Raw genomic sequence first — 12,634 nt, forward strand, 5'->3', positions numbered from 1 at the left:
TTCCTGCGCCCGGAACAAATCAAAACCGACCGCGAAAGCCTGATGTATTACGGCCGCGATTGGACGACCTACTACGATATCAAAGCGCAAGCGATCGTCTTTCCCGAAAAGCTCGACGACGTCGTGAACTTGGTGAAGTGGGCGCGCGCGACGAAAACCGCGCTCGTCCCCTCGGGGGGACGCACGGGACTCAGCGGCGCCGCCGTCGCGACCAATAACGAAGTCGTCGTGAGCTTCGAGCGGATGAATAAAATCCGCGACTTCAACGAGTTCGACCAGACCGTCGTCGTCGAACCCGGCGTCGTCACCGAGCAGCTGCAGAACTTCGCGACCGAAAAAGGGTATCTGTATCCCGTCGATTTCGCGGCGCGCGGCTCTTCGCAAATTGGCGGCAATATCGCGACCAACGCGGGCGGCATTAAGGTCGTTCGCTATGGCATGACCCGCGAATGGGTCCTGGGACTGAAGGTCGTGACCGGTGCGGGCGAGGTTCTCGATCTCAACAAAGGCCTCATCAAAAACGCGACCGGCTTCGACCTGCGCCAGCTTTTCGTCGGCAGCGAGGGCGTCTTGGGTTTCGTCGTCGAAGCGACCATGAAGCTCACCCCCACGCCTCCCCGCGCGCAAGTGCTGCTGCTGGGACTCTCGGGTCTGGAAACATTGATGCCGGTCTTCGGCCTTCTGAAAAAGGGCCTTAGCCTGACCGCGTTCGAGATGTTCTCGCGCCAGGCGCTCGACATCGTGATGGAGCATCACGTCCTGCCCGATCCGTTGGGCGAAAACTGCCCTTACTACGTGGTCGCCGAATTCGAAAGCCCCGGCGAAGACTCCGAGGCGCGCGCGCTGGAGCTTTTCGAAAAAGGCGTCGAAGAGGGCTGGATCAAGGACGGCGCGCTTTCGCAATCCAACGAACAGGCGAAAACCTTCTGGAAGTACCGCGAGGACATCAGCGAATCGCTCGCGAAGTTCTCGCCCTACAAAAACGACATCTCGGTGAAGACGTCGGAAGTGCCGTCCTGCCTGACGCAGCTCGATCTGCTTTTGAAACAAGCCTACCCCACCTGGCGCGTGATCTGGTTCGGCCACTTGGGCGACGGCAATTTGCACATCAACATCCTGCGCCCCGATGGACTTTCGAAAGAAGAGTTCGTGAAGGAGTGCCAGAAGGTCGACGTGCTCGTGTTCGAAACCGTGCGCAAACACGAGGGCGCCATCTCGGCGGAGCACGGGGTCGGACTTTCCAAGAAACCCTTCCTCAACTTTACCCGTTCCGAGGCCGAAATCGCGCTGATGCGCCAGATCAAATCGGTCTTTGATCCGGATGGCATCATGAATCCCGGCAAAGTCTTTGATTTGAAATAGCCTCTGGGCGGACAATCGGGGCGACAGATTCAAGGAGGATCGCATGTCGTTGATGACACTCGCTGCCGGCGCTTTGATCGGCTCCATCCTGACGGTGACTTTGCTCGCGACGGGTCTTCCCCTGCGGGCGATGGCGCAGACCAAAGACTACACCAAAGTTCCCGGCACCGAAGGCGTGCGGATTTTGAACGTCGATCCCGGTAGCGTTTTCGAAGCCATGAAAGTCGAAGAGGGCGACGTCCTTCTCGAGGTCGACGCCCAACGCGTGAAACGCATCCAAGAAATCGAAGAGATCTTCCGCGACATCACGCCGGGCCGCAAAGTGAAGTACAAGGTCGAGCACGAAGGCAAAGTCGAAGAGCGCGAGATGGAATACCAAGCGCCCAAAAAGAAAAAGTAGACCTGACGTTACTGACGGGCGCCGGAGCTTTGCGCCGGGGCCTGGCCCCCGCTCGAATTCACGGCGCCGTTCAACGGCGGATATTTCGCTTCCGAGAGGCTGCCGATGATGAGCTCTTGGGTGTCCTCATCCGGCCATTGCTTGCTCTTCGCCCGCTCGTTCAACCGCTTCGCCATTTCCGCCAGCGCGCGACAGGCCTTCGAGCCCGACGGCGCGACGATCTGCGCCTGATTGAAGGGCTTGTTCTGAGCGACGAGCTTATCGAGCCAATCTTTGTTCATGTTCGGATGCAGGTCCGCGAACATCGCGATGCCACCCGGCTGGGTCATCAGCCACTTCACGTCGTTGATGTTCATTTGCCGGCTTTTCACCGCACCCTGGGTGTAGCCGACCGAGACCTGGCAGTTGCCGCTCGCGTTGTCGAAGACCTTCACCTCGGCCGGAGTGACGGCGGACGAGGCCAGCGGCGAAAGACCGACGGCCAGACTCAGTAAGAAGTGGAAGCGCCAACGCACTTTCATCGAGACCTCAGTCTTTTTCGTAACGCACGATCGCGGGACGTTTTTCGGTGCAGGCGCTCGGTCCCCCTTGGGCGTACGCGAGGATCATCAGATCGGGTCGCGCGGGGGAGGAGTTGTCGATGTCGTTTCCGTAGCGGAACTCGATCAAATCGGAGACTTCTCCGGTGATTTTACCCGCGTCCAAAGTCACGCGGTAGGACTCGCCGCCGTTGTTGTCATGATGATAGCTCCGCCCGCCGCATGTGACCGAAGTCCCATTGTCGATGTGGCGAAGCCCGGTCAAGGCCTCCATGCTGAAGCCGCTGCCGTAGGTCAGGTCGTCCCCTTGCAGAATCACGCCGCCTTTGAACCCGAGATAGGCGTTCATCGTGTTTTTCGAGCTCATCGGAACGCCCGGGTTGTTGTGCCAAATCAAATCGTATTTTTCGATGTCCGGAAGGGCCATGCCGCCGGCGGGCTCGTCGACGACCGTGACATCGTAACGCTTCAACAGAACGTCGCGCACGTAGCGCGTATCTTCGGGATCTTCCGTCGCGGCGCCACGATCGACGACCAGCAGGATTTTGGGATTCAGCACCGGCGAGCTGTACCGCACGACCGTCTCGGCCACCAGCTGCGCGGACGCTCCGTCGACCACGAGCTGATCGTCGGATTCATCGCCCATCGCGATCAGGATCGTGGTCACCGCGGGCTTGAAGGTCAGCGGGGTCAGCTCACACGACACCCCTTCGCAAACCCCGAGCGAGCCAAGTTTCGCTTCGGCGAACTCCATCTGCGGGCTGGCGCAGTTTTGAAAGGCCAGAACGAGGGGCAGTACGAGCATTCCCCAAACGAGACGTGAAGTCCGGTGCATATATGAAGTCCCCCGGTTCGACTTAGAGCAACCCCGAGGCCACGCCATTTTCACGACCTGAAGGATTCAGCGCGCGAGGCGCGTGAAAACGCCTCGGTCCGATATGTCGAACCGCCAGCGCAATCTTCGTAAGTTCGACGCCTCGGTTTGAACGCCTTGAATCGGGTCAACCGCGGCGGCGGCGGCCGGAAACGCAAAAGCCCGGCACGGGGGCCGGGCTTTCGACGGAATCGTCAGGGATTCGGAAGCGATTACTTCGTGATGTATTCGCCGATGAACTGCGCGTAACCTTTCGCGAGCTCGGTCACGAATTCCATCATCTGCTGCTCGTTCTGTTCGATGCGCGTCAGGATCTCGGTGCCCATCTTTTTGAACTCTTGGTAAGTTTCGTCGTCGATCGAACCCACGCCGGTCAGCGCCGCTTTCGCGTTCTGCTCGGTCAGGGTGACTTGGAACTTCACCGAGATATCGGTGCCGAAGCTGAACGAAGCGTCCAAGGCCAGGACGATCTTGTTCACGTCGCCGCTGATTTTCAGCTTCGACAGATTTTTCAGATCGCTTTCCGCCGACTGGATGTTCGACTCGAGCGGCCATTTTTTCTCTTCGTCTTTTTCCGCTTTCAAGAGCTCTTGTTGCTCTTTCACGTAAGTGGGAACCCAAGTGACGTAGTCCGCGTAAGCCGTCGTGATCGCCGCTTGCAGTTCGGGGATGGTGTTCACCGCGTTCACGTTGCTGATGAACTCGCAAACTTTCACGTCGCGAATTTCGCGGTAGTTTTCGGGCTTCGGATTCACGTTCGAGCATTCGCCCATCACGCTGGTCAGAGCGTACTTCACGCCCGCGATGACCTGAGTCTTCAGACCCGCGGTCAATTCACCTTTCATCGTGCGCTTGGTGCCCACGAGCGTACGCGCATCGAGTCCCGCGCCGATCGCCAGGGTCACGTTGTTGTCGCCCCATTTCGCTTGATCGGTCGAAGCCGACAGGCTCGCCTTCAAACGGTCACCCGCGAGGTCCGACGAACGCGCGTCGAATTTCACGCTCAGGTCGGTCAGGTAAGCGAAATCTTTCTGGACGTCTTTCGCGACGACATCGAGATTTTTGTTGATCGACGCCCACGAAGTGGCGGTCGCATTTGCCGAGACGGAAGCCAAAACCAAAGACAGGCCCAAGACGAAATTCTTCATCGAAAAAGTCCTTTCAGCGTTGTTGGAAAACGATTTGAAGCGTGCGATGGCCCGGTCTACCCCGACCGCCCGACGCAACTCGAGTAAGGATCTAGTTCTTGAAGTTTTTTCCCGAGGCAAAACGGACACGCCCCGGGGCTCTTTCCGGACGAAACTACCGATTTAGAAAACGATCCGGGTCTTGATCGAGCGGCCCAGGCCGCCGATGTCGAAACAGAGCGCCTGCGCCTCGGCTTTTTCCACGTCCATGATCAAATAACCGATGCGGGGATCGGTCGAAAGCTGCTGGGCCAGGATGTTGGCGCCATGCTTAGACACGAGCGAGTTGATTTCGCCCAGAACCCCGGGTTCGTTCCGGTGCACGTTCAAAATGCGGTGCGAACCCGACGTGGGCGGCACGTCGACGTGGGGAAAGTTGACCGCGCCGGAGGTCGCCCCCGCGCGCAGGAACTTGCGGAAGCTCTCGGCGACCTCGAGCCCGATGGCGTACTGGGCCTCTTCCGTCGAACCCCCGATGTGCGGGGTCAGGATCACGTTCTTGATCCCCTGGAGCGCGCTGACGAAACGTTCTTTGTTCGAGGCGGGCTCCTCCGGAAAGACGTCCAGCGCCGCGCCCGCGATGTGGCCCTCTTTCAGCGCGTTCACGAGGTCCTCGATGACGACGACCGTGCCGCGCGAAAGGTTCAGCAGGTAACTGCCTTTCTGCATGCGGCGCAGTTCGGCCGCGCCGATCATGTGCTGGGTCTGCGGCGTTTCGGGGACGTGAAGCGTGACGAAATCGGATTTCTCTAGAAGTTCGAACAGCGTGGGCGAGGCCGTCGCGTTCCCCAGCGGAAGCTTCTTCACCACGTCGTAGAAGATCACGCGCAGGCCGAGGGCTTCGGCCATGATGCTGACCTGCGAACCGATGTGACCGTAGCCCACGATCCCCAGCGTCTTGCCGCGCACTTCCCGCGCGCCTTCGGCGGACTTCATCCAGCCGCCTTGATGCGCGAGCGTGTTGCGATCCCCGAGCTGACGGGACAGCGCGATCATCTCGGCGATGACGAGCTCGGCCACCGAACGTGTGTTCGAGTAAGGCGCGTTGAAGACCGGAATACCCATCAGCTTCGCCGGCTGCAGATCGACCTGGTTGGTGCCGATGCAGAAGCAGCCGATCCCCTGCAGATTCGGCGCGCTCGCGAGGACCTCTTGGCGCAACTCCGTTTTGGAGCGAATGCCGACGAGATCGTACTGCGGAAGGAGCTTCTTCAGCTCGTCTTCGCTGGGCGAATCGGTTCGCAATTCCACCGCGAAGCCCTCTTCGACAAGGCGTTCTTTCGCGATGGGGTGGATGTTCTCGAGCAGGAGGATGCGCTGGGGTTGGCTCATGCCCCATAGTTCACCGACTGAAGGTCCCGCACAAGCCCTGTCGCAACAGGCTGCGGCAGGACTCGCCAAACCTTCTCGTTTTTGCCATCGTTAGGGGCAGAGTATGAGCTCCACTTTCAATCCGGTCCTTCTTGTCATCGACGACGATCACCTCATTCACGACTCTTTGAGTCTGTTGCTGCCGGATCATTGGGACATCCTGAGCGCGAACAGCCTGGCGCAAGCCCCGCAAGACGGCGTGATCCACGCGATCTTCGTGGACATGCACCTCACGCCGAACTCGAAGGTCGCCGAAGGCCCCGGCATCATCGCGGCGATGCGCGAACGCTTCCCGCTCGCCGAAATTTACGGGATGTCGGGCGACCTGACGATCGAGCTCATGGAAAAAGCGCTGGCCGCCGGCGCCCGCAAGTTCCTGGCGAAGCCGCTCCATCCGGATGAGGTCACCGCGAGCTTCGAAAAGATCGAAGCGCTGTGGGCTTTACGCTCCAGCGAATCCCGCCACCGCTCGACGCAAACCCACCAGTGGATCGGGCAGTCGAAGGCCGCCGAAAAGATCCGCTTCGAAATCGCGAACCTCGCGGGTGAAACCAGCCCCATCCTGATCGAAGGCGAAACCGGCACCGGGAAAGAAGTCATCGCGCAGATCTTGAACCAGCAGGACAACCGCCCCTTGATCGCGGTGAATCTCGGCGCGATCCCCGAGAATCTTTTTGAATCGGAGTTCTTCGGTCACGTGCGCGGGGCCTTCACCGGCGCCGATCAAATGAAGGTCGGTCTCGCCGAGGCCGCGAACGGCGGCGATCTGTTCTTGGACGAGATCGAGGCCTTGCCGCTCGCGCAGCAGGCGAAGCTCTTGCGCTTTCTGGAAAGCGGCGAAGTGCGCAAGGTCGGCGCGAAGGACACCGTCCACGTGAAAGTCCGCGTGATCGCGGCCTCGAACCAAAGCCTGCAGCAGATGGTGAAAGAGCAAAAATTCCGCGAGGATCTTTTGTTCCGCCTGACCTCACACCGCTTGCAGCTGCCGCCCTTGCGTGAACGGACGGACGACATCGAGATCCTCGCTAAACACTTTCTGAAGATGCCGCGTTCGGCGGGCCTGAAGATGCTCGCTCCCGAGGCGATCACGCGCTTGAAAGCGCACGGCTGGCCGGGCAACGTGCGCGAGCTGAAACGGGTCATCGAACATCTCTCGCAGACGGCGCCGCTGCCGATCATTCGTGCGGAAGACGTTGATCGCCTGCTCGGTGGCGCGAGTGCGCCCGCGGGGCTCGGGGATTTCCCGCTCGAGCAAGGCCTGACATCCCTCGTCGAATCTTTCGAGAAACAGGTCCTCCTGAAGGCCCTGGATCGCACCGGCAAGGATGTGGATCAGGCAGCGGAACTCCTGCAGATCTCGCGCAGCAATTTCTATAAAAAAATGAAGGACTATGGTATCTGAGCTCCATGACCGGAGCACTTGGAACCCCCGTCTATCAGGAGACCGCCCTCTGGGTGTTGTCGCTTCTGTTCGTGTCGGGTTTGATCGTTTATTTCCTGCGTAAAAAGAACCACTATTTCGTCGTCTCTTGGGCCTCGATCAAGAGTTGGCTGTTCGTCGCACCGATCCTGTTCGTACTGATGGGCCTGCCCGAACCGTGGCCGCTCATCGTGCTGACGTTGCTCGCCGTGCTGGGCGCGAAGATCTTCTTCCAGCTGGTGGGAATGTACCACCGCTCCTACTTCGTGCTCGTCTGTTACGCGGGGATCCTGGGCCTCGGCTGGACGATCTACGCCGGGCGTTTGGATCTTTACAACCTGCTGCCGATGATCGTGCTCGGCGTGAGCTGCCTGGTGCCGCTTCTGCGGAACAACTACAAACGCATGATCCAGTACATCTCGCTGACGAACCTCGCGTTCGTTTTCTTGGGCTGGTCGTTCATGCATTTGGGTTTGGTCATGGGTCTCGAAAAAGGGATTTACCAGCTTTTGTACCTGCTGATCCTGACCGAGTTCTGCGACAATACGAACCTCGCGATCTCGCGTTACGTCGGACGCATCAAACTCTTCGACCGCATCGACCACAAACGTTCACTGGAATCGACCTTGGTGTCCATGGTGCTGACCCTGGGCATGGCGTTCATCATGCGTAACCTCTTGCCTGACAATTCGGACAAGTACTGGCTCGCGGCGGGCATCGTGGCGTCGGTGGGCGGGATGTTCGGCGACCTGATCATGGCGGTTCTTCGTCGCGACGCGGGCATCCGCGTGACCGGCGCGTTCGTCCTGGGCCGCGGGGATTTCCTGCACCGCATGGACCGTTTGATCTTCGTCGCGCCGATCTATTACTACGTGACCACCTACCTCTTGAGTCATTGAGGCGAAGCGCGTGAAGGACTGGAACTACGACAACGAACAGTGGACGAAGCTGCCGGCGCACATGAAGCACCTGCCGCTGTTCACGCGTCAGATCGACTGGGTCTCGATCAGTTTCCGTTACGCTTGGGCCTTCTTCTTGAAGGTGCTCGCCTTCCGCTTCTACATCCGGTTGAAGGTGAAAGGCGACTACCGTCCCCTTTACGAAAAGCATCCCCGTTTGATTTTGATCTCGAATCACGCGAGCCACCTGGACGCGGTCTCGATCGCGGCGTCCATTCCCGCCCGTTACTGGATCCATCTTTTCATCGCGGCGGCGAAGGACTACTTCTTCACGAATCCGCTGTTCACCTTCTTCTCGCAGCACTGCCTGGGCGCGATCCCCATTGACCGCAAGGACAAACGCGGCGAAGCCATCCGCCTGATCACCCAGCTCCTCACGCAGCTCGACCGGATGTGGCTGATCCTTTTCCCCGAAGGCACGCGCTCCAAAGACGGCAAGATCCACGATTTCAAACGCGGGGTTTCGCTGTTCGCCGAGCGCACGAATACGCCCATCCTTTTCGTTTACCTCGAAGGCAACTCCGAACTTTGGCCGAAGGGCGCGTTCTTCGCGAAGCCCGGCAAACTCGTCATCCACGTTGGTCCCGTCATGCCCCCCGCGCCGATCGAGGACATTTACCGCGAGTACCGGCGGTGGGTGGAGTCCATCGTCCCCGGACAGTTCGACGAAACCGAAATCCCCGACTGGATGACCCGCACGTCGGTCCCGAAACCGGCGGCCGCGGCCATCACTCCCGCCGACGTCACGGGCGATGCGCCGGCGACGGGCGCCGATGAAGACGAAGACGTTCTTGATCAGGACGTGGAACTCGAGGCGGGTCCCGATCTCGACATGGATCCGGACGCCTCGGTGAATATGGATGCCGATATCGAAATCTCCGAACGCGAGTCGCGCGGCGTTTTCGATGACGACGAACCTTCCTCCAAAACTTGAGGTGCGATATGAGCGCGGAAATCCGTAAGACTCCTTTGCGACTGGGCGACTACGAAGTCTGCCCGCTCCCGACCGGCGAGTTCGGCCTGGACGGCGGCGCGATGTTCGGCACCGTCCCCAAAGTGCTGTGGGAAAAGTCGAATCCGCCGGACGAGAAGAATCGCATCCCCATGGAAGCGCGCGGTTTGCTTTTGAAGTCCGGTGATCGGCGCATCGTCATCGATTGCGGAAACGGTGGCGACTACGTCGCGAAATACGGCGAAAAGATCGGCCCCAAGTTCCAAGAGATGTTCAACATCGACACCACGGGGCCTTCGTTGATGAAGTCTTTGGCGACCCACGGCATGCGCCCCGAAGACGTGACCGACGTGATCCTGACCCATCTGCACTTCGACCACTCGGGCGGTGCCACCACGGAAAAGGACGGCCGCCTGGTGCCGACCTTCCCGAACGCCAAATATTATGTCCAACGCGCGAACCTCGAGACCGCGCGTAAACCGAATTTGCGCGAGCGCGCGTCCTACTACCCCGCGAACTTCGAACCCCTGGTGGAGGCGGGCGTACTGACGATCTTGGACGGCAACGTCGAGAATTTGCTTCCCGGTGTCTCGGTCTTCGTTTCGAATGGCCACACTCAAGGTCAGCAGTACGTCAAAGTTTCGGGGGGCGGAAAAACTCTCGTCTACTGCGGCGACGTGATCCCGACGAGCTCGCACGTCCGCCTCGCCTGGGTGATGGGCTACGACCTCGATCCGTTGACGCTGATCGAGGAAAAACGCGTGCTGCTGGAGCAAGCCGCGCGCGAATCTTGGTATTTGTACTTCGAGCACGATCCTTACTGCGACGCCGCCCAGATCCAACCGCAGGGTTCGGACTTCGCGGTGAAAGAGCGTTTCCACATTCAGGCGGGCACGTGAGCCTGCAACCGCGCAGCCCCTTCCAGCTCATGATCCGTGATCCGCAGTTTCTGCCGACGCTGGTTCGCCGCGCGAAGTGGGGGCTTTTCATCGGCGGCTGCCTCGGTATCTTGATGGCGATGCTGCTCGTGCGGAATTTGGAGTTCCGCTGCGCGAATGAAGGCGCGAGCTGCGACGTTTTGCGCGAAGGTAAAGCCGTGATGATGTTCACGGTGGTCGTGCAGATGGCGTTGTTCGGCGCGTTTCTGAGCCTGCTCAGCGGAATTTTGCGTATGCTCATTCGCGGCGTGAATGCGCGCGACCGCGGCCTCACGGGGCCGGACGGAAAACCTTTGCAGGGCGAGCAGGTCTTCCACCCGAGCTGGAACGAAGAGACGAACGAGCAGGCGCTCCGCCTGGTCCCCAACCCCGACGACAAGTCGAAGACCGAAGCGCAAAAACACCTCGAACGATTCCGCAAAAAATAGAATCGGCTTCCCGTCCGGGGCGCGTGTCTCATTCTGAGACGGGCGTCAATCTCGTTGCGGGTGTGACCCGAAAATGTCACCCGTGGCACGGGGCCCCCTGTACTGAAAGCTCGGGGGCGTAGACATCCCGCTTTCCGGCGCGGGCGCTGCATTTCAAGCCGGTATGGAACTCTCTCAGGGAAAAACCACCACGAAGCTCGCGGCGATCTCGGGATCGCTTTTCCTCCTTTTGCTCACCGCCTGCGCGCCCGGCTTTCGTCTGCAAGACGCCGCGGGGAACGACATCGTGAACCTGGATGCGGTCAAACAACCGGCGGCGTCGCTAAAAACCGTCGACGGCGAAGTGAAGTGGAATCCGTCGTCGGAGGCCCTGCCTTCCTCTCTCGATTTCGAAGTGAAAATCCCTTACGGCCGCGTCTTCGGAATGTCCTCGAAGATCGTGAAGGGCGTTTTGCCCTTCAGCTGCCAGCTCATTCCCGGCATCACGAACAGCTCTTACAAGTCCTACGAGAAGGGCGAGATCCCTTGCGGCGGCATCATCGACGGGAACTGGAAACAGCTCCTGATGGTGAACGTGGATGCGATGTCGGGGAAGTCCGACGGCTTCGACTACCGGGTCGGCGCGGTGAACTTCCCGGTGTGGTTGTCGCGTGACCAGCGCGCGGGCGACTACAACGAATCGGATCTGGATACGAAGTCCTCGGTCACGCGCCGCTCTTCGAAACACTTCGGCGAGGACGTGAGCCTGCGCTTCAATCCGTCGGGCTCAAAAGCCGCGATCGAATTGTGCCTGAACGTCCCGGGCTCCACGGTGACCTCGAACCGCCAGACGGTGTGGTCGAAGGCCTCAAAGAAAATCCTGGGCATCAAGCTCTCCTACGATTCGGACTTCGACATCAATCCGGGGCAGGCGCGCTTCGATTACGCGCGCGGTTGCTTCCAGATCGACCTCGGTTACACGGGGCTGACCTCGGCGCCGACGGTGGCGCTGAAGACCACGAAGAACCCGGCACTGGCGAACGCGTCTTACGCGGGGCTGAACATCAAGATCAAAGATTGGTTCCTGCGCCTGATCGACAACGTGATGAATTTCTTCAAATCGTCGATCCGTAAAAAAGTGCAGGCGCAGGTCGTGCGCTCGGTGAACGACATGCTCGATCAGGACGTCGAGACCGGTCGCTGGTTCACGAAAATCCACGGCGAAGAGCTCGTGCGCGAACAGGGCGAAAAGCTGACCCGCGACATCACGAAGGCCGTGAACCGGATCGGCCTGCCCGCGTCGGTCGCGGACCTGAAGGCGCAATTGAAGGACCGCTGCCGACTCAAGAAGCTGTCGGTGTCCCCGGACTGGGATCAGCGCCTGGAGGAGTTCTGCACGCGCGTGATCGATCAAGTCGAAATCGAAGTGGAAGCCTTCGCGCGCGACGAGGCGATGGCGGCGAAGGGTTGCTACTCACACCTGGCCCGGTTGCACGATTCCAACGGCAAGTGGTGGGCGAGCGAGTGCCAATTCGTTTCGCGCTTCCGCGTAAAACTGCCGACGATCGACGTCGACTATCTGACCGAGCTGAAGCTTTTGGTCGCGAACCTGGTCGCCATGGACCGGATTCCGGACGACTGGCGCGCGGCTTTGGACGATCTGAACCTGGATGAGGCGACCCTCGGCTTGGTTCTGGAAGAGCTCGAAAAACGCGGTTTCAACCAAGTGAACCGCGGCGACCTCGAAACCGCCGTCGAAGAGATCCTGAAACGTCTGCGGACGGCAGGTCTCTAAATCCACTTCCAGCGCTGGAAGTAAAACGCCCATTTTTCGGGAGATTTACTTCCGGCGCCGGAAGTAAATCACGCCTCCTCGCATATATCGCAAATGACCCGGCTCCCCTACGCTCCAGTCATCCGTGGCGAGCGTTGACGCAAGTCCGCCCATCTGCGAAAAAGGAAGTCACCGCGGCCCGGTAGCTCAGCTGGATAGAGCACTCGCCTTCTAAGCGAGCGGTCGTACGTTCGAATCGTACCCGGGTCGCCATTTTTTCCTGTTTTCGGATTCAATTTAACAGACGCAATGGGGACTTCTTATGAAGGGTCTACGAGTTCAATTCGAAGATCACGATTTACGGAAGTCCCGGCCTCGTGAACGCTTACAGCAAATGGAGAAAAGGATCGTCCGAAGAGAATTCGGGTTTTGATCAGCTCGGCGCGATGGA

Annotated in this window: 12 protein-coding genes and 1 tRNA gene; 9 read left to right on the forward strand and 4 right to left on the reverse strand. The window is 59.6% G+C overall.

Annotated elements, in window-relative coordinates:
* The first annotated feature begins 42 nt into the window (after positions 1–42).
* Both KF767_05545 and KF767_05550 read left to right on the forward strand, forming a co-directional pair.
* Complete coding sequence (locus tag KF767_05545; protein ID MBX3017333.1) at positions 43–1,362, forward strand: FAD-binding oxidoreductase; 1,320 nt, start codon at positions 43–45, stop codon at positions 1,360–1,362.
* A gap of 43 nt (positions 1,363–1,405) precedes the next feature.
* Entirely contained in the window at positions 1,406–1,762 is a 357-nt protein-coding gene (locus tag KF767_05550) for a PDZ domain-containing protein (protein MBX3017334.1), read from the forward strand.
* Between the two features lie 8 nt (positions 1,763–1,770).
* Here the strand turns inward: KF767_05550 and KF767_05555 are convergent, their stop codons facing one another.
* The 4 genes from KF767_05555 to serA all read right to left on the reverse strand — a co-directional run bounded on the left by KF767_05555 (position 1,771) and on the right by serA (position 5,694).
* Positions 1,771–2,283: a hypothetical protein gene (locus tag KF767_05555; protein MBX3017335.1), complete on the reverse strand. Its 513-nt coding sequence runs from the start codon at positions 2,281–2,283 to the stop codon at positions 1,771–1,773.
* 7 nt (positions 2,284–2,290) lie between these two features.
* Entirely contained in the window at positions 2,291–3,106 is an 816-nt protein-coding gene (locus KF767_05560) for a hypothetical protein (GenBank protein ID MBX3017336.1), read from the reverse strand.
* A 281-nt stretch (positions 3,107–3,387) separates the two neighbouring features.
* Positions 3,388–4,323 carry a hypothetical protein gene (locus KF767_05565; GenBank protein ID MBX3017337.1) on the reverse strand — a complete coding sequence of 312 codons (936 nt, stop codon included), beginning with the start codon at positions 4,321–4,323 and terminating at the stop codon, positions 3,388–3,390.
* A gap of 162 nt (positions 4,324–4,485) precedes the next feature.
* A complete protein-coding gene (gene serA, locus KF767_05570; protein MBX3017338.1) occupies positions 4,486–5,694 on the reverse strand; it encodes a phosphoglycerate dehydrogenase in 1,209 nt (402 codons plus the stop codon).
* 103 nt (positions 5,695–5,797) lie between these two features.
* On the opposite strand from serA, the gene KF767_05575 reads away from it, so the two are divergent.
* The 7 genes from KF767_05575 (at position 5,798) to KF767_05605 (ending at position 12,456) form a co-directional block, all read left to right on the forward strand.
* A complete protein-coding gene (locus KF767_05575; protein MBX3017339.1) occupies positions 5,798–7,135 on the forward strand; it encodes a sigma-54-dependent Fis family transcriptional regulator in 1,338 nt (445 codons plus the stop codon).
* 5 nt (positions 7,136–7,140) lie between these two features.
* A complete protein-coding gene (locus KF767_05580; GenBank protein MBX3017340.1) occupies positions 7,141–8,052 on the forward strand; it encodes a phosphatidate cytidylyltransferase in 912 nt (303 codons plus the stop codon).
* A 10-nt stretch (positions 8,053–8,062) separates the two neighbouring features.
* Entirely contained in the window at positions 8,063–9,046 is a 984-nt protein-coding gene (locus KF767_05585) for a 1-acyl-sn-glycerol-3-phosphate acyltransferase (protein ID MBX3017341.1), read from the forward strand.
* 8 nt (positions 9,047–9,054) lie between these two features.
* The gene (locus KF767_05590) at positions 9,055–9,963 is read left to right on the forward strand and encodes an MBL fold metallo-hydrolase (GenBank protein MBX3017342.1); all 909 of its coding nucleotides are present in this window, start codon (positions 9,055–9,057) and stop codon (positions 9,961–9,963) included.
* A complete protein-coding gene (locus tag KF767_05595; protein MBX3017343.1) occupies positions 9,960–10,430 on the forward strand; it encodes a hypothetical protein in 471 nt (156 codons plus the stop codon). The genes KF767_05590 and KF767_05595 overlap by 4 nt, the downstream gene beginning before the upstream one ends.
* Before the next feature lie 163 nt (positions 10,431–10,593).
* A complete protein-coding gene (locus KF767_05600; GenBank protein MBX3017344.1) occupies positions 10,594–12,204 on the forward strand; it encodes a hypothetical protein in 1,611 nt (536 codons plus the stop codon).
* Positions 12,205–12,379: 175 nt separating this feature from the next.
* A tRNA-Arg gene (locus KF767_05605) sits at positions 12,380–12,456 on the forward strand.
* Positions 12,457–12,634: the final 178 nt, after the last annotated feature.

It is taken from the genome of Pseudobdellovibrionaceae bacterium, assembly GCA_019637875.1.
Lineage (GTDB): Bacteria > Bdellovibrionota > Bdellovibrionia > Bdellovibrionales > Bdellovibrionaceae > JAHBUW01.